The 17779-nt window shown below is 68.1% G+C and carries 20 protein-coding genes; 16 read left to right on the forward strand and 4 right to left on the reverse strand.

The annotated features are described in order from the left end of the window. Complete coding sequence (locus ABH900_RS08050) at positions 1 to 507, reverse strand: arsenate reductase ArsC (RefSeq protein ID WP_429622370.1); 507 nt, start codon at positions 505 to 507, stop codon at positions 1 to 3. 16 nt (positions 508 to 523) lie between these two features. Next, the gene (locus ABH900_RS08055) at positions 524 to 853 is read right to left on the reverse strand and encodes an ArsR/SmtB family transcription factor (protein WP_429622371.1); all 330 of its coding nucleotides are present in this window, start codon (positions 851 to 853) and stop codon (positions 524 to 526) included. Positions 854 to 870: 17 nt separating this feature from the next. Between ABH900_RS08055 and arsH the strand changes: the two genes are divergently transcribed. The 6 genes from arsH (at position 871) to ABH900_RS08085 (ending at position 6840) form a co-directional block, all read left to right on the forward strand. After that, positions 871 to 1602, forward strand: coding sequence for an arsenical resistance protein ArsH (gene arsH, locus ABH900_RS08060; protein ID WP_429622372.1), 732 nt, complete (start codon positions 871 to 873; stop codon positions 1600 to 1602). Between the two features lie 117 nt (positions 1603 to 1719). Continuing rightward, a complete protein-coding gene (locus ABH900_RS08065) occupies positions 1720 to 2772 on the forward strand; it encodes a diguanylate cyclase (RefSeq protein ID WP_429622373.1) in 1053 nt (350 codons plus the stop codon). Positions 2773 to 2889: 117 nt separating this feature from the next. Then, positions 2890 to 3915: an AI-2E family transporter gene (locus ABH900_RS08070; protein WP_429622374.1), complete on the forward strand. Its 1026-nt coding sequence runs from the start codon at positions 2890 to 2892 to the stop codon at positions 3913 to 3915. 161 nt (positions 3916 to 4076) lie between these two features. Then, positions 4077 to 5819 (forward strand): diguanylate cyclase, encoded by a 1743-nt coding sequence (locus ABH900_RS08075; protein ID WP_429622375.1) that lies wholly within the window; start codon positions 4077 to 4079, stop codon positions 5817 to 5819. Between the two features lie 70 nt (positions 5820 to 5889). After that, complete coding sequence (locus ABH900_RS08080; RefSeq protein ID WP_429622377.1) at positions 5890 to 6324, forward strand: hypothetical protein; 435 nt, start codon at positions 5890 to 5892, stop codon at positions 6322 to 6324. A 12-nt stretch (positions 6325 to 6336) separates the two neighbouring features. Further along, positions 6337 to 6840 carry a GNAT family N-acetyltransferase gene (locus ABH900_RS08085; protein WP_429622378.1) on the forward strand — a complete coding sequence of 168 codons (504 nt, stop codon included), beginning with the start codon at positions 6337 to 6339 and terminating at the stop codon, positions 6838 to 6840. 19 nt (positions 6841 to 6859) lie between these two features. Here ABH900_RS08085 and ABH900_RS08090 read toward each other — a convergent pair whose 3' ends face one another. Both ABH900_RS08090 and ABH900_RS08095 read right to left on the reverse strand, forming a co-directional pair. Further along, a complete protein-coding gene (locus ABH900_RS08090) occupies positions 6860 to 8254 on the reverse strand; it encodes a DUF2867 domain-containing protein (RefSeq protein ID WP_429622379.1) in 1395 nt (464 codons plus the stop codon). Between the two features lie 24 nt (positions 8255 to 8278). Beyond that, positions 8279 to 8590, reverse strand: coding sequence for a metalloregulator ArsR/SmtB family transcription factor (locus ABH900_RS08095; protein ID WP_107230161.1), 312 nt, complete (start codon positions 8588 to 8590; stop codon positions 8279 to 8281). Between the two features lie 129 nt (positions 8591 to 8719). Between ABH900_RS08095 and ABH900_RS08100 the strand changes: the two genes are divergently transcribed. The 10 genes from ABH900_RS08100 (at position 8720) to ABH900_RS08145 (ending at position 17777) form a co-directional block, all read left to right on the forward strand. Further along, positions 8720 to 9301 (forward strand): NMCC_0638 family (lipo)protein, encoded by a 582-nt coding sequence (locus tag ABH900_RS08100; RefSeq protein ID WP_429622380.1) that lies wholly within the window; start codon positions 8720 to 8722, stop codon positions 9299 to 9301. 201 nt (positions 9302 to 9502) lie between these two features. Continuing rightward, positions 9503 to 9970 carry a DUF2975 domain-containing protein gene (locus tag ABH900_RS08105; protein WP_429622655.1) on the forward strand — a complete coding sequence of 156 codons (468 nt, stop codon included), beginning with the start codon at positions 9503 to 9505 and terminating at the stop codon, positions 9968 to 9970. A gap of 13 nt (positions 9971 to 9983) precedes the next feature. Beyond that, positions 9984 to 10208 carry a helix-turn-helix domain-containing protein gene (locus ABH900_RS08110; RefSeq protein WP_429622381.1) on the forward strand — a complete coding sequence of 75 codons (225 nt, stop codon included), beginning with the start codon at positions 9984 to 9986 and terminating at the stop codon, positions 10206 to 10208. 43 nt (positions 10209 to 10251) lie between these two features. Further along, entirely contained in the window at positions 10252 to 11790 is a 1539-nt protein-coding gene (locus ABH900_RS08115) for a TerC family protein (RefSeq protein WP_429622382.1), read from the forward strand. Between the two features lie 134 nt (positions 11791 to 11924). Then, positions 11925 to 13061 carry a metallophosphoesterase gene (locus ABH900_RS08120; RefSeq protein WP_429622383.1) on the forward strand — a complete coding sequence of 379 codons (1137 nt, stop codon included), beginning with the start codon at positions 11925 to 11927 and terminating at the stop codon, positions 13059 to 13061. Between the two features lie 68 nt (positions 13062 to 13129). After that, complete coding sequence (locus ABH900_RS08125) at positions 13130 to 13540, forward strand: hypothetical protein (protein WP_429622384.1); 411 nt, start codon at positions 13130 to 13132, stop codon at positions 13538 to 13540. Positions 13541 to 13664: 124 nt separating this feature from the next. After that, positions 13665 to 14525: a DUF2306 domain-containing protein gene (locus tag ABH900_RS08130; protein ID WP_429622385.1), complete on the forward strand. Its 861-nt coding sequence runs from the start codon at positions 13665 to 13667 to the stop codon at positions 14523 to 14525. Positions 14526 to 14595: 70 nt separating this feature from the next. After that, positions 14596 to 15621 carry a sensor histidine kinase gene (locus tag ABH900_RS08135; RefSeq protein ID WP_429622386.1) on the forward strand — a complete coding sequence of 342 codons (1026 nt, stop codon included), beginning with the start codon at positions 14596 to 14598 and terminating at the stop codon, positions 15619 to 15621. Continuing rightward, positions 15618 to 16391, forward strand: a complete 774-nt coding sequence (locus ABH900_RS08140) for a LytR/AlgR family response regulator transcription factor (protein WP_429622387.1) — start codon at positions 15618 to 15620, stop codon at positions 16389 to 16391. The genes ABH900_RS08135 and ABH900_RS08140 overlap by 4 nt, the downstream gene beginning before the upstream one ends. A gap of 90 nt (positions 16392 to 16481) precedes the next feature. Continuing rightward, a complete protein-coding gene (locus ABH900_RS08145; RefSeq protein ID WP_429622388.1) occupies positions 16482 to 17777 on the forward strand; it encodes an MFS transporter in 1296 nt (431 codons plus the stop codon). Positions 17778 to 17779 lie beyond the last annotated feature (2 nt).

Below are 17779 nucleotides of genomic sequence, written 5' to 3' on the forward strand. Positions count from 1 at the left end.
TCACGCGCGCTGATCGTCCGGTCGCACGAAACCGATCCGGTCCAACGCCTGCTTCAGCGCTTCACGGTCGTTCCAGGTCGCGGCAGGCAGCGCCAGCAGCGCCAGCAGTCGCGCCTTGACGATGGCATGCGCCTCGGCAAACGCCTGCGCCTTGTCGGCGGCGCTGCCTTCGACTGCGGCGGGGTCGGGCAGGCCCCAATGCGCGCGGAGGAAGTTGCCGAACACCACCGGGCAGGTTTCAGCCGCAGCGGCGTCGCAGACGGTGATCACCAGGTCCATCGGTGCGGCATCGGCGAACTCATCCCAGGATTTGCTGCGCAGCCCCGCAGTGGCGATGCCGTCGGCCTGCAGCTGGGCGATCGCAAATGGATTGACCTGGCCGGTGGGCTGGCTGCCGGCACTGAACACCTCGAAGCGTTGGCCTGCCCATGCACGCAATGTGGCTTCGGCAAGAACGCTGCGGGCGGAGTTGCCCGTGCACAGAAACAAGACGCGTTGGACGGTCACGACGGTGGATCTCCAGTCAGCAGGCGCAGTCGGGGGAAGCGGGGCTGCACCCCGGGGCGGGGGAGCCGGCGCAGCAGTTGTGGGTGAGGTAGTCGATCAGGCCGGTCATGGCGCTGAAGTTCGCGCGGTAGCAGACATGGCGGCCCTGGCTTTCGCTTTCGACCAGGCCGGCCTGCAGCAGCTCCTTCAGGTGGAAGCTCAGCGTGGCCGGCGGTACCTGCAGGGCTGCCGCAATGTCTCCGGCCATGCGCCCGGCAGGGCCGGCTTCGACCAGCAGGCGGAAGGCGGCCAGGCGCGTGGCATGACCAAGGGCAGTCAGCGCGGCGATTGCATTATTCGTTTCCATATTTCTAGAATAGTCGAATGAATAATCCCGCCACAAGTCCCTCATTGCCCCATCTGGTCGAAGCCTCGCTTCCCCAGCCCGACCACACCCAGCTGGCGGCCCAGGCGCTCGGCCCGCCGCGGATCCTGCTGCTCCATGGATCGCTGCGGCCGCAGTCGTTCAGCCGCAAACTGGCACTGGAGGCCGAGCGCCTGCTGCGCCACCTGGGCTGCGAGACACGGGTGTTCGATCCGCACGGCTTGCCGATGCTGGACAGCACCGACAGCAGCCACCCGGAGGTGCAGCGCCTGCGTGAGTGGTCGCTGTGGGCGGAAGGCCACGTGTGGGTCAGTCCGGAACGCCACGGCACCGTCACCGGCGTGTTCAAGAACCAGATCGACTGGCTGCCGCTGGAAGACGGCAGCGTGCGTCCCACCCAGGGCAAGACGCTGGCGGTCATGCAGGTGTGTGGCGGCTCGCAGTCGTTCAACACGGTCAATACGCTGCGCGTGCTCGGGCGTTGGATGCGCATGCTGACCATTCCCAACCAGTCTTCGGTCGCCAAGGCCTGGCAGGAGTTCGATGAGGAGGGAAGGATGAAGCCCTCCCCGTTCTATGACCGGGTGGTGGACGTGATGGAGGAGCTGGTGAAGTTCACCCTGCTGACGCGGGGACGGTCGGACTACCTGGTGGACCGCTACAGCGAGCGCAAGGGCAGCCATGAAGCCGCGGCGCTGGCACGGGCGTCCGGTGCGGTTTCGGCGCAGTGAGTATTGCTGCGTGGATGCTGCATCTTTGATCCCGAATTGACGCAAAGCTGTCAGACTCCCCGCAGGTAGCCCGGCAAGGGCCGTAGTGGAAAGTGCGATCGCGCAAGGGGGTCGGTAATGCCGTTCTTCACCGATTCGGCGGAAGGGGCGGTCGAAGGCGTTGGCGCGGCCCGGCGCATCGGCTGGATGCGCTTCGTGGGCAACGGGCTGGGCGCGGTTCCCATCGCCTCGATCATCCTTGAACGGCAGGACGGCGCATTGGCGTGGACCCTGCTGCTGCTCAATGCGGTGGCCTGGCCGGCGCTCGCGCTGGTGCTGACCCAGCGCTCGCGCCAGCCGGCGGTTGTCCAGTTCCGCTGCATGGTGGCCGATTCCTTCTTCGGCGGTGGCTGGATCGCCTTCATGGCGCTGAGCGCGGCGCCCAGCGCACTGTTTGCCGCACTGCTGGTGGCCGACAAGATCGCGGCTGGCGGCGTGCGCCTGGCCATACGTGCCACGCTGGCGCTGGTGGTGGGGTTTGCGTTGACCTGGTGGGCGCTCGGTTTCCCCTATCAGCCGGTGTCGTCACAGCGCACGATCGTGTTGAGCGTGCCGTTCCTGTTCGTCTATGGCATCGGGCTGAGCATTCTCAGCTGGCAGCTGGCGCGCCGGGTGAAGTCGCAGAACCGCCAGTTGCAGCGGCTGAGCCGGATGGACCCACTGGTCGAGCTGGCCAACCGCGGTTTCCTGATCCTGCGTGCGCAGCAGGCGCTGGACAAAGCGCAGGGGCAGGGTGGCTTCGCTTGCCTGCTGATGCTCGACGTGGACGACTTCAAGCACATCAACGATTCGCACGGGCATCGCGCCGGCGACGAAGTGCTGCGGCAGATCGCCGCCACCCTGCGTACCTTCGCGCGCCCTGGTGACACCCCGGCCCGGCTGGGTGGGGACGAGTTCGTGGTGCTGCTGCGTGACTGCGCGCCGGTGGATGCGATGCACGTGGCCGAGCGGGTACGCCTGCACCTGCTCGAAGCGGCCCGCGAGGTTACGCCCGGCGTCGAGTTCAGCGTAAGCATCGGCATCGCGGCGACACCGCGCGGCGGCAGTGTTGAAGACTGGCTGGCACTGGCCGACCGCGCGCTCTACCACGCCAAGCGGCAGGGCAAGAATACGGCCAGCTACGGTGAGTGAGGCGGAAGGGGGGCCATCTGGGGCGCCACCGAATGATGGCGTAATAGCGGTTCATCCTGCACACGGAATCGTCGCGCCAATCCTCTACCATGGGCCACCCCGCCCGGACGTGCCCCCATGCAAGACGCCCTCGTTGCCCAGCCCAAGCCCCCCATTCCGAGGATCGCGGCCTGGTTGATGATGCTGCTGGGCATGTGGCTGGCGCTGAAACTGGGCCTGGTGGTGACCCTGCTGTCGGGCCTGCTGGTATTCCAGCTGACCCATGTGCTGGCGTCCACCGTGGAAGGCCGGCTGCCGCCGGGACGGGCGCGGGCGATCGCGGTGATCGTGCTGTCGGCGTTCATCATCAGCGCACTGGTGCTGGCCGGGATCGGCGTGGCCTCGTTCTTCCGCAACGAGACCGGCGGCCCGGATGCGCTGCTCGCGCACCTGATGGACATTCTCAACAGTTCGCGCCACCAGGTACCGGCGCTGCTGCAGCCCTACATCCCCGAGGACATGCCGGCACTGCGCAGCGCGCTGAACGACTGGGCGGCCGAGCACCAGCGTCAGCTGGGCGTGGCCGGTACCTCGGTGGTGCAGGTGGGCGTACGCGTGTTGATCGGCATGGTACTGGGCGCGATGATCGCGCTGTACGACGAACTGCCGTTGCCGAAGATGGGGCCGCTGGCGCAGGAGTTGATCGGGCGCACCAGCCGCCTGGCCACCGCGTTCCGCCAGGTGGTGTTCGCGCAGGTGAAGATCTCGCTGCTCAACACCGTGTTCACTGCCATCTTCCTGCTGGGCGTGCTGCCGTTGTTCGGCGTGCACCTGCCGCTGTCCAAGACGCTGGTGCTGATCACCTTCCTCGCCGGGTTGCTGCCGGTGGTGGGCAACATCATTTCCAACACCATCATCACCATCGTGGCGTTGTCGGTCTCGTTCTACGTGGCGGTGGCCGCGTTGCTGTACCTGATCGTGATCCACAAGCTGGAGTACTTCCTCAATGCGCGCATCGTTGGTGGCGAGATCCAGGCGCGCGCCTGGGAACTGCTGCTGGCCATGCTGGTGATGGAAGCGGCCTTCGGCCTGCCGGGTCTGGTCGCCGCACCGGTGTTCTACGCCTACGTGAAGCGCGAGCTGGTCGACCAGCGCTGGATTTGACGCGGCGTAGAGTGACGCAATCGGCCTGAAACGGGCGCCGGTCCGGCCTTGCCGGCACGTTCGCGGGGGGCGCGGTATACCCACTCCACGGCCCGCCGGACAGCGGCTTGGCGCTTCCATGCCCGGCCGCTACAGTGATCCGTACTTCAGGGGAAAATTGCATGGCCCGCAAGGTGTCGCCCATTGGACTGCGGACCTGGGTCTGGATCCTGGCCGGGCTGTTCGTGGTCTGTACGCTGCCCTTGATGGCCATCGCGCTGGTGCAGGGCACACTGCGTTTCACCGCCGCCGAGGACAACCTGGTCAGCCTGCGCCAGCTGCGGCAGACCTTCGATCTGGCCAACCTGGTATCGGCCGAGCGCGGGCCGGCCAACAGCCTGCTGGGTGCCAATCCGGCCGACGTCGCCGAACAGGCGCGGTTGGCCGCACTGCTGGCAGTCGCGCGCGCACGGGTCGACAGCGCTGCGTTGCAGTTGGATACGGTGTTCAAGGCCACGCCGGGTGTGATCGACGAACAGGGCCTGCTGGCCGATGCGCAACGGCGCCTGCAGTCGGCGCGCGCGGCGGTGGATCGGGTGGCGGCGCAACCGCAGGACGCGCGCCGGGTGGAAGAAGTGGAACGTGCGATCAGCAGCATGTTCGCCGTGGTCGACCGCCTGCATGTGCTGACTTCGGCGCAGATCAACGTGCTGGTCAGCGCCGACCGCGAGGCCGCCATTCCCGCGATGCAGGGCCAGGTGCTGATCGACCTGCGCGAGCATGGCGGCCGCCTGGCCTCCAATGTCATGGCGCCGGTGGCGGTGCCGGGCGCCTGGCGCGAGGAACAGGTGCGGGCTGCATTGCAGACCGAAGGCCGGCTGCTGGAGCTATGGCGGCTGGCGGGCAGCCATGAATCGGTATTCCGCAGTGATCCGACGCTGTCCTGGCATTGGGACATGGCGCGCCGGCAGTTCTTCGGCGAGTCGCTGCCGATGATCGAGCAGTTGATCGAGGATGGCCGACGCGGCCTTCCGCCGCCGTGGACCGCTGCCGAGTTCACCGCGCGCTATGTGCCGACCCTGCAGTCGCTGGAAGCGCTGCGCGATGGTTACCTGAGTGTGTCCATCGCCCGTTTCGAGCGCACCCGCAACCGCGAGGCGACCCGCCTGGTGGTGCTGGTGGCCACCGTGCTGGGTACGCTGCTGGTGCTGGGCGTGGCTCTGCGCATCGCCCAGTTGCAGATCCTGCGGCCTCTGCTGCAGGCGCAGAAGCAGGTGATCCAGATCGCCTCGGATGCGCCCGGGCCGGAGCAGCACGTCACCCATCCGCTGGCCGAGATGCAGCGCCTGTTCGATGCGATTGAAGTGCTGCGCGAGAAGTCGCGCGAACGCTCGGCGCTGACCAGCGAACTGCGCCAGCTGGCCGGTACCGACGAACTGACCGGGCTGTTGAACCGGCGCGCGCTGGAGGAGCGGGTGCAGCAGCGGCATGCCGAAGGCGGCACCAGCGCCGTGGTCATCCTGCTGGACGTAGATCGCTTCAAGGCCATCAACGATGGCCACGGCCACGACGCCGGCGACGGGGTGCTGGTGCAGGTGGCGCAGCTGCTGCAGCGCCATCTGCGCCGCAGCGACAGCATCGCCCGCTACGGTGGCGAGGAATTCCTGGTGCTGCTGGCCGACGGCGACCTGGCGGGCGGCCGCCAGGTCGCCGAGTCACTGCGCGTGGCGCTGCAGCAGCTGGACATCTCGGTGGCGGGTGGCACCGTGCTGCGGGTGACGGCCAGCTTCGGCGTGGCCGAGGGCGGTACCGATGCCCTGGGATGGCGTACCCTGCTGCGCGCCGCCGATGCCGCCATGTACCAGGCCAAGGCACAGGGGCGCGACCGCGTGCGGGTCGCCGGCGGCGGCCGTGGCGCGCGCTGACGTGGTTGTTCATCACCGGCGCACGTAGCCGGACCTAGACTGGCGACCCCGACCGCTGCAGGAGCCCATCATGATCATGCGCCCCGTTGTCGCTGCCACGTTGCTGGCCGGCGTGCTGGCCGGATGTACCACCCCCGCGAAGCCTGCGGCCGATGAGCCGCGTCATCCCACCCTCGCCGCCGACCTGAGTCCGGTGCCGGCCTTCACCGGCGGTGGCGCGGGCTGGCGCATCGAGATCACCTCCACCGGCAAGGGCAACCACGATGCCAGCCTCAGCGTCGATGGCCGCACCCGGAAGGGCGTGTTGCGTTACCTCGGCCAGCCGGCCGATGCGCCGAGTTCGCTGACCGTGCTAAGCGGTGAGCTGGGTGGGCAGCCGGCCATCGTCGAGATCAAGCGCGAGTCGTGCCGTAATGTCGAAGGCGTGGATACCCGGGCCAGCGTGCAGGTGACCCTGGAAGGACAACCGCAGCGCCGCGGCTGCGGCCATCTGGCGGTGTACTGAGGCGCATACCCCATGCTTGAGATTCCCACCCTGCACACCGCGCGGTTGCGGCTGCGCCCGCAACGGCTGGATGACTTCCCGGTCTATGCCGCGTTCCTGGCGTCGCCGCGCGCGAGTGGGATGGGCGGCCCGTTCGCCGAAGTGGCGGCGTGGGGGCAGTTCTGCCACGACCTGGCCAGCTGGCATCTGTTCGGCCACGGCGCACTCATGATCGAGCGTGCCGATAGTGGTGCCTGCATTGGCCAGGTCGGCATCAACCACGGCCCGTTGTTCCCGGAAAAGGAACTGGGCTGGCTGCTGTACGACGGCCACGAGGGACTGGGGTTCGCCACCGAAGCGGCCGGCGCACTACGCGACTGGGCGTTTGTAGTGGTACAGCTGCCGACCCTGGTCAGCTACATGGCACCGGACAACCTTGGTTCGCAGGCCGTGGCGCAGCGCCTGGGCGGCGTGCTGGATGTGGGGGCCGTGCGCAGCGACGCGGACGATCTGGTGTACCGCTACAGTGCGGGGTAGTGCCGGCCGTTGGCCGGCGTCATCGGTGCACCGGGGGCGCAGCCCACGCATCGAGATCAGCCAACTCAGGTGCCAGTGCATGCTCTACCGCGCGCCGCAGCAGGGCAGGGGCCACGTAATGCCGGTGCGTGCTGTCGATCAGCGCCATGTAGAGGCGACCGAATGCATTGAGGGTCTGCACGCGTGATCCCAGGCTGATCTCGACGCGGCCATCGTCCAGCAGCTGCACGCGGACGCTGCTGCGGAAACGCAGGTGGCGATCATCGGCGCCGAGCAGTACTTCGGCACAGCGGTCGCCGCCATCGATCTGCGAGGCGAGCACGGGATAGCGACCAGCGAACAGCCGGCTGCGGTCGCTGGACAGCAGCGAGGACACCGGGCAGCCCAGCGTCGACGTACGCAGGCGCAGCGGGGCGACCAGGCGGTTGCGCAGCGCCATCAGATGGCCCACGCCGGTGGGCGGGTTGCGCAGGAAGCCTTCCAGTACCTCGGCCAACAATGCCGAGGCGGAACGATGTGGAACCTGCATGGCGTCCAGCTGCACGCAGGTCAGGTCCTGGTAGTGGCTGTGCGGCAGGGCCGCGGGCAGCAGGCCGTCGCTGGCCGCCACCCGGGACTGGAGGGGATAGGCGGGCGTAGCGCGTTCGACGAAGCCGCGCAGCGGTCGCAGCGCAATGCGCCGCAACGGACCGAACACCGCGCGCGTTCGCGTGCACAACTGCGCGCACAGGCTGGGCGCAGCTGCCTGCAGTGACAACTGCAGCAGTGGTGCCGCCGCCAATGTCCCGGCCGTGGGCCAGTGCGCCTGCGGCAGCACCTCGGTCAGGCTGGGAATATCGGCGGCATTGCGCGCGACCTGTGCACGCGCCTGTTCGCTCAACGCGCCGGCAAGCTCATTGCTGTGGCACGACAGCGCGAACAGCGCGGGATGGGCCGGATGGTTGGATGCGAACTGGTGCCAGGTGCCGCCGCCGAAGCGCACGGTGAACAGGCAGTCCGGGGGAATGCGGACGCGGCGCAGGGCGCGTGCGAAGGCACCGGGATCGCCTGCCAGCAGCGCGTCGGATGCGCTGGCAAAGCGCAGCTCGGCGCCCGCGCTGCCGGCGATGGCGGTGAACATGCGCGGCCCGGCATGGCGATGGAACGGGTGGCCGCCGGCGCCGACAGTGAAGCTGTACAGCGAGGAGGCATCGCCGTGCTGCAGATGCATGCCGCCCAGCCGTGCCGAAGGCTCGTCCAACGCATCGATGAAGGCCGGGTGGTGGCGCTGGCGCTGGCCCGCATCGGTGACCAGCGCATCCCCGGCACCGATGCCGAGCTGCGCGATCAGGGTGACTTCGGTCGGACTGCCCCCCTCCTGTGCGGGGAGCTGCACCCCTGGGAACGAACGGCGGTCGCGGGTCGAACCAGGCATCGTCATGCTCCTCGGCAGGGACGCTCAGCGGGCAGGGGACTTGCGGCGGGCGCGCGCTTCGCGCTTGAGGGGGCCACCGACCGGGCAGACTTCGGCGGCCCAGGAGAACAACGTGTTGGCCAGGCGGTCGGGCACCTGGCGGAAGTAAACGAACTGGCCGCGCTTCTCGCGCTCGATCAGGCCGGCGTCCTCAAGGATGCGCAGGTGGCTGGACAGCGCCGGCTTGCTGAAGTCGAAGCGCTCGGCCAGCTCGCCCGCACTCAGCTCGCCGGCACTGAGGTAGGCCAGGATCTGCCGGCGGGCGGTGGAGGCAAGGGCTTCGAAGATGCGGTCCATGACGAGATGATTAACTAATTCGTTAACTGATACTCCTCCCGCCCTGTCCGTCTGTCAAGCGTGCGCCCGTTGCGCGGTGCGCATGCGCTTTGCCATCCTCCCCGTTGCTTTCCGTCCGATGGAGTTCCGATGCGCCGTGCGTTCTGGCTGTTCCTGGCCCTGCTGCCTGCCCTGGCGACGGCACAGCCCGCCCGTGCACCCACGGTGAGTGCTCCCGCGCAGGACCCTTTCAGCGAACTGTTCGATACCGCCTGCATGCGCCACATCGGTGCGCCGGCGCGGCTGCAGTCGCTGATGGAATCCAATGGACTGTCGCCGTTGCCGCCCGCCGAGGCCGCGACGCTGCTGCAAGGTCAATCCGGCGTGGCCTGGATGGTGCCGCTGGCCAGTGGCCGCTATGCGGTCAGTTGGGCCGACGATGGCACCTGCTCGGTGTATGCGGAGAAGGCGGACACGGCGGTGGTGCAGAAAGGCTTTGCACGTCTGGTACAGGCCGCGCCCACGCCGTTGCAGGCGCGCTCGCTGCCGGGGCGCGGACCGCTGTCGGCCGACCAGGTGGCGATCCAGTACGGCTGGGCCGCGCCTGGCCAGGGCAAGCTGCAGGTGCGCTTCCGGCTGGTCACGCGGCAGGCGCTGGAGGCCGGCGTGCAGGCGATGGCCTCGGTGACCCCGGGTGAGGGGATGCTGGAGCAGGGCGCACCCGGCCGGTAGCGTGCCCCTCACTGCCGGGCAGCGAAGGCACGCGATTCAGCCTTTCACGCCGGATGTGGTATATCGTTTATCGATAAATCCACCCCGGGGCGGCGAGGCCACCCCAATGCCGGAGGCCGCTTGACCGCTCGTCCCGCCCGCGCCAGACCCGCGCGAGGCTTGTTCACCCTGGCCCAGGCCGCCGTGCATGCCGTCCGGGCGATGTGCTGGCTGGGCATCCTGGCCGCACTGCTGGCGGTACCGCTGGTCGCCCACGACCGCCGCTGGCTGCTCGACAGCGTCCACGACGCCGATGCAGCCGCTGCGCATGGCAACGACCTGTTCCTGCATTTCTGCCTGGGCCTGGCCGCGATCGTCGCGCTGCTGGTGCTGTGCCTGCTGTTCCTGCGCCATCTGCTGCGGCTGCTGGCGTCGGCTGCGCGCGAGCGGCCGTTCACCCACGCCAATGCACAGCGCCTGCAACGCATGGCCTGGCTGATGCTGGCGATGGAACTGCTGTCGATCCTGATCGGCGCCTACGCGGCCTGGATGGGCCCGGACTTCACCTGGATGGAGGTCGGCGGTGGCATGTCGATCACCGGGCTGGTTGCCGTGCTGATGCTGTTCGTGCTGGCGCGCGTGTTTGCCGTGGGTGCGGCGATGCGCGATGACCTGGATGGGCTGATCTGATGGGCATGTATTGATGGCGATCGTCATCACCCTGGACCGCATGCTGCAGGAACGGGGCATGACCCTGTCCGAGCTGGCCGGGCGCATCGACATCACCCTGGCCAACCTGTCGATCCTGAAGACCGGCAAGGCGCGCGCCATCCGCTTTTCCACCCTGGATGCGATCTGCCGGGAGCTGCAGTGCACGCCCGGCGACCTGCTCGGGCACGACCCCACGCACCTGCACGAGGGGGACTGAGTGGATGCCCTTTTCCCTTACCTACTGACGAAACGGACCTGAAATGGAATGGTTGGCTGACCCCTCGATCTGGATGGGCCTTGCAACCCTGGTCGTGCTGGAGATCGTTCTCGGCATCGACAACCTGGTGTTCATCGCGATCCTTGCCGACAAACTGCCGCCGCACCAGCGCGACCGCGCACGTGTGATCGGCCTGGCCCTGGCCCTGTTGATGCGGCTGGTGCTGCTGGCGGCGCTGGCGTGGATCATGAAACTGACCGAGCCACTGGTCACGCTGTTCGACCACAGCTTCTCCGGGCGTGATCTGATCCTGCTGGGTGGCGGTCTGTTCCTGCTGTTCAAGGGCACGATGGAACTGCATGAGCGGCTGGAGGGCCGCGAACACCATGAGGACGGCAAGAAGGTCTACGCCAGCTTCGCGATGGTGGTGGCGCAGATCGTGGTGCTCGATGCGGTGTTCTCGCTGGACTCGGTGATCACCGCGGTCGGCATGGTCGATAACCTTGGCGTGATGTATGCCGCCGTGACCATCGCGATGGCGCTGATGCTGGTGGCCAGCAAGCCGCTGACCCGCTTCGTCAACAAGCATCCCACCGTGGTGGTGCTGTGCCTGGGCTTCCTGCTGATGATCGGTTTCAGCCTGGTGGCCGAGGGCCTGGGCTACAAGATCCCGAAGGGCTACCTGTACGCGGCCATCGCGTTCTCGATCCTGGTGGAAGCGTTCAACCAGTGGGTGCGCTTCAACCGCGAGCGCAACGAGCGCCGGCAGCCGTTCCGCCAACGTACGGCCGACGCCGTGCTGCGCATGCTGGGTGCGCGCCCGGCCAATGGCCACGACGACGAAGGCATGGACGAGCACGTGGATGCCGAAGAGCGCCTGCAGCCGGCCGAGCACGAGATGATCCGCAGCGTGCTGGGCCTGGCCGATCGGCCGGTGTCGAGCGTGATGACCGTACGCGCTGACGTGCAGTGGATCGACCTCGCACGCGGACGGGATGATGTGGTGGCGCGCCTGGTGGCATCGCCGCATACCCGCCTTCTGGTGGGCGATGGCGACCTGGACAGCCTGCGTGGCGTGGTGCAGAGCCGCGACCTGCTGGCCGATCTGCTGCAGGGCAAGCCGTTGCAGCTGGAAGGCAACCTGCGTGAACCGCAGTACGTGCTGTCCAGTGCCAGCGCGTTGCAGGCGCTGGAGCTGATCCGCCAGCACCCGGTGCCGTTGGCGGTGGCGGTGGACGAATACGGCAGCGTGGAAGGTCTGGTAACCGCCAACGATCTGCTGGCGGCGATCGCCGGTGACCTGGTCGATACCCAGGACGAGCGCTATGGCGTGATCGCGCAGGGCGAAGGCCGCTGGGAGGCCGACGGTGCGTTGACCCTGGATGACCTGCAGCGCCTGGCCGGCGTGTCGCTGCCGCGCAGCGCCGACTACATGACCATCTCCGGGTTGGTGCTCGATCAGCTGGGTCGCCTGCCCGACATCGGTGATGCGGTGGAGGTGGCTGGCGTGCGCATCACCGTGCTGGCGATGGAGAAGCGCCGCATCGCACGCCTTCGCGTGGAACCCCTGGGGCATCCGTAGCGTCGAGCTTGCTCGGCTGGTTCTTGAGCAGCCGAGCATGGCTCGGCTCTACATTCAGATCAGCCGAGCTTGGGCTCGGCTCTACACAACCTGGTCCGCAACCCTCACCATGGCGGGCCCGCTTTCTCTCCCGGATGGTTGCAGTGCTGAGTACGATCGGTTTGTTGATGGGCCTGTATGTGGCCTGGCGCTTGTTCTGGCCGCTGCGCATGCCCACCGGGCTGAAGGTCGTGCTTTCGGTGTTGCTGGTCGGGATCGCAGTGCAGCTGCGCATCGTTGCCACCTTCTGGGGCACGATGGCCTCGCCGGAGATCCCGAAGCTGGCCATCGCTACGCTGGCCACCGGCTCCACCGCGGTACTGCTGCTGGCTCTGGTCCTGCTGGTGCTCGACGCCGGCCTGCTGCTGTCGCGCGTGCTGCGCTGGCCGCATCTGGTATCAGCATTGCGTACACCGACGCTGCGACCGGTGGCGGCCCTGTTGGCCCTGCTGGTCAGTGGCTATGGCATCAGCCAGGGCATGGCGGTGCCTCAGTCGCGGCAGATCGAGGTAGGAATCGCTGGCTTGCCGGCGGCGTTCGATGGCTACCGCGTGCTGCAGCTGACCGATATCCACGCCAGCCGCCTGCTGACCGGCGACTGGGTGCGCAGGGTGGTGGCCGAGAGCAATGCGCTGAAGCCGGACCTGATCGTGATCACCGGTGACCTGATCGACGGCAGCGTCGCCGCCCGACGTGACGATGCACGCCCGCTGGCCGACCTGCACGCACCGGACGGTGTCATCGCCATCACCGGCAACCACGAGTACTACGCGCAGTACCAGGACTGGATGCAGGCATTCCGCGCACTGCACATGCAGGTGCTGGAGAACAGCCATCTGCAGGTTCGGCGCGGCGGTGCGGCGCTGACCATCGCCGGGGTCACCGATCCGGTCGCTGCGCGTTATGGTTTGCCGCTGCCGGATCTCGGTGCTGCGCTGGCTGGTGCCGATCCGTCCGCACCGGTGATCCTGCTCGACCATCGCCCGCGCAACGCGCGCGAGGCCGCCGCGCGCGGGGTGAAGCTGCAGCTGTCCGGGCATACCCATGGCGGGCAGATCATCGGCATGGACCAGCTGGTGAAGCGCGCCAACGGTGGCTACGTCTCCGGTCGCTACGACGTCGATGGCATGACCCTGTACGTGAGCAATGGTGCCGGTCTGTGGGCGGGTTTCCCGGCGCGTATCGGCGTGCCGTCGGAGATCACGTTGATCACGCTGCGCCGCGCCCCGTAATGCGAGGTGGGGTCAGATCCTTCCCCCGCAGGCGAGGGATCCGACCCCTGACAGACATGGAAGGAACCATGGCCCACTCCCGCGCACCGATGGAACGTCTGATCCGCACCAATGCCGATGAGATCAATCGTCTGCAGCGTGCCGTACATGGCAGTGCCGACCAGCGCTGGAGCGGGCCGGAGGCGCTGGCGCGGCATGCAGCGACCTGCGCCGAGTTTCACCAGCGCTATGAACCGCTGGCGTTTCCAGGCGGGTATGCCAACGCGCTGCGGCACCTGGCCGAGCACGATCCGAATACCGTGGACGTGGTGCTGACGTTCCTTGAGGTGCGGCCGTATTTCTTCCGTTCCGGCTACATGTGGAAGACCCTGCTGAAACGCGTGCAGCGGGTACCGATGGGCACGAAGCAGAAGGCGCGGCTGCAGAAGGTTCTGGATGCCTACGCGGCCTACCGTGAGCAACGGGGGCGACCCCGCTAGCGTCCCGCCGTGCAGTCGGCCCTGGCCGTCACTGGTCGGCCCCGACCGTCGCTGGTCCTGATCGTCGATCCGTCGCCGTATGCGGTGGCCAAGAATGGGGCACGTTCCCCCTGGAGGCCCCGCCATGTCCCTGCCTGCTGTTGCCATCGCCGAGGGTCGCGCAGCGCGCGGCGACCGGATGTTCCTGCCGCGCCGCCAGCGCCTGCTGCGTATCGCCGCCCTTGCGTGGCTGGGCTGCGCGGCGCTGGGCCAACTGCTGTTCGCCGCATACATCGTGGGCTTCTACGCAAGGAGCACGCTGGCCGGCCAACCACAGCGCTGGAACGAGGTGATGCCGCATGGCTACGTGGCCGGTGCGACCACCTTCAATGCGGTGCTCGCGCTGCACCTGGCGCTGGCGGCGGGCATCGTGCTGGGCGGCTGGCTGCAGCTGTGGCCCGGGCTGCGGCGCTGGGCGCCGGCCGTGCACCGCTGGAACGGTCGGCTCTATATGTGCGCTGCAGTGCTGCTGGCATTGGGCGGGCTGGCGATGGTGTGGATACGCGGCGGGGCCGCCGGTGATACCGCGCAGCACCTCGGCACGTCGCTCAATGCGGTGTTGATCCTGTGGTTCGCCGCCGCGGCATGGTGGAGCGCACGGCAGCGGCGCATGGCCGAACATCGCACATGGGCACTGCGCCTGTTCCTTGCGGTGGGCGGGGTCTGGTTCTTCCGCATCGGCCTGATGCTGTGGCTGTTGCTCAACCAGGGGCCGGCAGGCTTCGATCCGGATACCTTCACCGGGCCAGCGCTGACCCTGCTGGCCTTCGCGCAGACACTGCTGCCGCTGGCGGTACTGGAACTGTACCTGCGCGCGCAGCGGCACACCGGGACGCTGCGCCACTGGCTGGCCTGTGCGGTCCTGCTGGTCGCGGCATTGGCCACCCTGGCCGGCAGTCTCGCGGCGGCGGTGCTGATGTGGTGGCCACCGCTCGCGGCCGGCTGACGTGAGCGGCAGGCAAGGCGCTATGCTGCGGCCCATGCCCGATGTGCTGCCCCCACCGCCGGTTTCGCTGTTGCGCCGAACCACGTGGTGTGCGGGTGTTTCGCTGGTGCTTGGCGCGTTGCTGGTGATCGACTGGCATCCATGGTGGGCAGTGCTGCCGCGCGCGTTGGCGCTGGGCATGGCAGCGATGCTGGCATTCACCGTGCTGGAGCGTTGGCCGCGGTCGATGCCGCCCTGGTTGTCACGCTGGGTGCTGCAGATCGTTGCGGTCGCGGCAGTGATTCCGTTGGCAACGCTGGCGATCTATGTGGCAGGCACGGACGCCGGCGCACCGCCGTTCTGGCAGGACGCCGACCGCTGGACAGGGTTCCTGACCCTCAACGTGGTCGGTCTGCTGGTGGCGCCGTGGGTGGCACTTGCTGCACTGGTACGGCACAAGGATGCGCTGGCACGCCAGCAGGCACTGACGTTCGCGCTGGAGCGCAGCGAATTGGAACGACAGGCGCTTGAAGCGCGCGTGCAGCTGCTGCAACGCCAGGTGGCACCGCACTTCCTGTTCAACACCCTGGCCAACCTGCAGGCGCTGGTGGACAGCGGCTCTGCGCAGGCATCGGTGGTGATGCGCCATCTGGTGGCCTACCTGCGCGGCAGCGTGCCGCGCCTGCAGCAGCCGCTGGTGCGGATGGAGGATGAAATCGCGCTGGTAAGCGCCTATCTGGAGCTGATGCATCTGCGGATGCCGGATCGCCTGCGGTTCCGGCTGGACGTGGCAGACCAGGCGCGCACGCTGGGATGTCCGGGCCTGTCAGTGCTGACCCTGGTGGAAAACGCGATCCGGCATGGCATCGACCCGTGCGAAGACGGTGGCGAGGTAGTGGTGCGGGTCCGCTGCGACGACGCCTGCTGCGAGGTCAGCGTGATCGACGACGGCCGGGGCTTGTGCGGGGTGGCAGCAGGATTGGGAACCGGTCTGCAGGCACTGCGGCAACGCCTGCAGCTGTTGTACGGCGATGCGGCCTCGTTGCAGCTGCAGGCCGGCCCGCAGCGTGGCGCAGTTGCGCGCCTGCGGCTGCCGGCCAGGGAGCTGACGGCATGATCGCCACTGCACTGATCGCCGACGACGAACCGCTGCTGCGGCAGGCACTCGCGGCGCAGCTGGCCAAGGCGTGGCCGCAGCTGCAGGTGGTGGCACAGGCCCGCAATGGCCGCGAAGCCCTGCAGGCGTTCGAGTCCCTGCAGCCGCAGGTCTGTTTCCTCGACATCCACATGCCGGGCCTGTCCGGCATCGACGTTGCGGCACGCATCGCACGGCGGGCGCAGGTGGTGTTCGTCACCGCCTACGACGCCTATGCGGTACAGGCGTTCGCGCAGGGCGCGCTGGACTACCTGGTCAAGCCGGTGGACGCACAGCGCCTGCACGATACGGTGCAACGGCTGCAGCAGCGCCTGCAACAGCCGCCTGCGTTGCAGGACCTGCAGAGTCAGCTGCAGCAGTTGGCCGAGCGCCTGTCGCTGCCGGCGCCGACGCCGCTGCGCTGGCTGCATGCGCAGGTCGGCAATGTGCTGCGAGTGATTCCGTGCAGTGCGGTGGATTTCCTGCGCGCCGACAGCAAGTACACGCAGGTCGGCTGGCGTGGGGAGGATGGCGACCCCTGCGAGGCGGTGATCGCGCTGCCACTGAAGGATCTGCTGCAGCAACTCGATCCGGACAGCTTCGTGCAGGTGCATCGTTCGGCGGTGGTCAACCGGCACGCGGTGAAACTGCTGGTGCGCGGCGACAACGAGACGGCCCAGCTGCATCTGCGCGGGCGCGACGAAGTGCTGCCGGTCAGTCGCCGCTATCTGGGCGCGTTCCGCGCCATGTAGGCACGGTCCTGACCTGCGTTTCACCCCGGCCATGACACCCTGCCTCGGACCTGCACGACCGGGAACGAGGCTGTTGAAGGCGAACACGCAATGACCGCAGCGCGACGGCGCTCGATGTGGGTGGCCGGCCTGTCCACGGTGGTGGAGTGGTACGACTTCACCCTGTATCTGTACTTTGCCACGGTGCTGTCGCGGGTGTTTTTCGGCGGTGGCGAGCAGGCGCTGCTGGTGACCCTGGCCGGATTCGCAGTGTCCTACCTGATGCGCCCGCTGGGCGCGCTGTGTTTCGGCCATCTCGGCGATCGCCTCGGCCGGCGCTGGATGCTGCTGGCTTCGATGGCATTGATGGCGGCGGCGATGCTGGCCACCGCGCTGCTGCCGACCGCTGCTACCGCAGGCACCGCGGCTGGCGTACTGCTGCTGGTACTGCGCTGCGTGATGGCGTTTTCGGTGGGTGGTGAGTACACCGGCGTGGTGGCCTATCTGCTGGAAAGTGCGCCGGAGCGGCGACGCGGGCTGGTGACCTCGCTGGCCTCGGCGGCCAGCGAAGTGGGTGCGCTGCTGGCGGTGGCCATTTCCGCGCTCACCGTCGCGCTGCTGCCTACCCCGCAGCTGGACAGCTGGGGTTGGCGCATACCGTTCTTCGTCGGTGCGGCATTGGCGCTGCTGATCCTGGTCGCGCGCTCGGGCATGCATGAGTCGCCGGAGTTCGAGCGCCAGCGCCGCGAAGGCAGCATTCCAGCCGCGCCGGTACGCCACGTGCTGCGCCACCATCGGCTGGCGGTGGCGCGGACGTTCGCGATCTCCGCACTGGGATCGATCACCTACTACGTGGGCATCACCTATGTGCCGGCATTCCTGCATGCACAGGGCCACGATGAAGGCGATGCGCTGTGGTTGTCGACGATTGCGGCGGTGGCGGTGATTGCGATCACCCCGCTGTGCGGTGCGTTGTCCGACCGTATCGGGCGGCGGCCGATGCTGCTGGGCCTGACCATGCTGGCGGCGCTGCTGCCACTGTCATTGTTCGCATGGATGGCGCAGGCGTCGGCGCTGGGCATCGCGCTGGCCGCGGTGCTGCTGGCCTGTGTGGCTGGCGGTGTAAGTGCGGTGGCGGCCCCGGCAACGGCCGAGCAGTTCCCTGGCGAAGGCCGGGTCAGCGGACTGGCACTGGGCGTGACCATGGCGACGGCGGTGTTCGGCGGGGCCACACCGTGGCTGGCGCAATGGTGGGTGGAACGCAGCGGCTGGGCGGCCGCGCCGGGCGCGATGATCGCGCTGGTGGCGGTACTGGTGTTGCCGGTGCTGTGGACCCTGCCGGAAACGCGGCCCAGGACATCCGCACCCGCAGGGTCGACCCGCCCTGACGGGCAGGGCGGGTCGTAGCC

This window comes from Stenotrophomonas sp. AN71, assembly GCF_050435725.1.
In the GTDB taxonomy this organism is placed as follows: Bacteria; Pseudomonadota; Gammaproteobacteria; order Xanthomonadales; family Xanthomonadaceae; genus Stenotrophomonas.

Coding starts and splice junctions, on each gene's coding strand:
- ABH900_RS08055 (WP_429622371.1), bottom strand. CDS start 853: ATGGAAACGAATAATGCAATCGCCGCGCTGACTGCCCTTGGTCATGCC.
- arsH (WP_429622372.1), top strand. CDS start 871: ATGAATAATCCCGCCACAAGTCCCTCATTGCCCCATCTGGTCGAAGCC.
- ABH900_RS08065 (WP_429622373.1), top strand. CDS start 1,720: ATGCCGTTCTTCACCGATTCGGCGGAAGGGGCGGTCGAAGGCGTTGGC.
- ABH900_RS08070 (WP_429622374.1), top strand. CDS start 2,890: ATGCAAGACGCCCTCGTTGCCCAGCCCAAGCCCCCCATTCCGAGGATC.
- ABH900_RS08075 (WP_429622375.1), top strand. CDS start 4,077: ATGGCCCGCAAGGTGTCGCCCATTGGACTGCGGACCTGGGTCTGGATC.
- ABH900_RS08080 (WP_429622377.1), top strand. CDS start 5,890: ATGATCATGCGCCCCGTTGTCGCTGCCACGTTGCTGGCCGGCGTGCTG.
- ABH900_RS08085 (WP_429622378.1), top strand. CDS start 6,337: ATGCTTGAGATTCCCACCCTGCACACCGCGCGGTTGCGGCTGCGCCCG.
- ABH900_RS08090 (WP_429622379.1), bottom strand. CDS start 8,254: ATGCCTGGTTCGACCCGCGACCGCCGTTCGTTCCCAGGGGTGCAGCTC.
- ABH900_RS08095 (WP_107230161.1), bottom strand. CDS start 8,590: ATGGACCGCATCTTCGAAGCCCTTGCCTCCACCGCCCGCCGGCAGATC.
- ABH900_RS08100 (WP_429622380.1), top strand. CDS start 8,720: ATGCGCCGTGCGTTCTGGCTGTTCCTGGCCCTGCTGCCTGCCCTGGCG.
- ABH900_RS08105 (WP_429622655.1), top strand. CDS start 9,503: ATGTGCTGGCTGGGCATCCTGGCCGCACTGCTGGCGGTACCGCTGGTC.
- ABH900_RS08110 (WP_429622381.1), top strand. CDS start 9,984: ATGGCGATCGTCATCACCCTGGACCGCATGCTGCAGGAACGGGGCATG.
- ABH900_RS08115 (WP_429622382.1), top strand. CDS start 10,252: ATGGAATGGTTGGCTGACCCCTCGATCTGGATGGGCCTTGCAACCCTG.
- ABH900_RS08120 (WP_429622383.1), top strand. CDS start 11,925: ATGGTTGCAGTGCTGAGTACGATCGGTTTGTTGATGGGCCTGTATGTG.
- ABH900_RS08125 (WP_429622384.1), top strand. CDS start 13,130: ATGGCCCACTCCCGCGCACCGATGGAACGTCTGATCCGCACCAATGCC.
- ABH900_RS08130 (WP_429622385.1), top strand. CDS start 13,665: ATGTCCCTGCCTGCTGTTGCCATCGCCGAGGGTCGCGCAGCGCGCGGC.
- ABH900_RS08140 (WP_429622387.1), top strand. CDS start 15,618: ATGATCGCCACTGCACTGATCGCCGACGACGAACCGCTGCTGCGGCAG.
- ABH900_RS08145 (WP_429622388.1), top strand. CDS start 16,482: ATGACCGCAGCGCGACGGCGCTCGATGTGGGTGGCCGGCCTGTCCACG.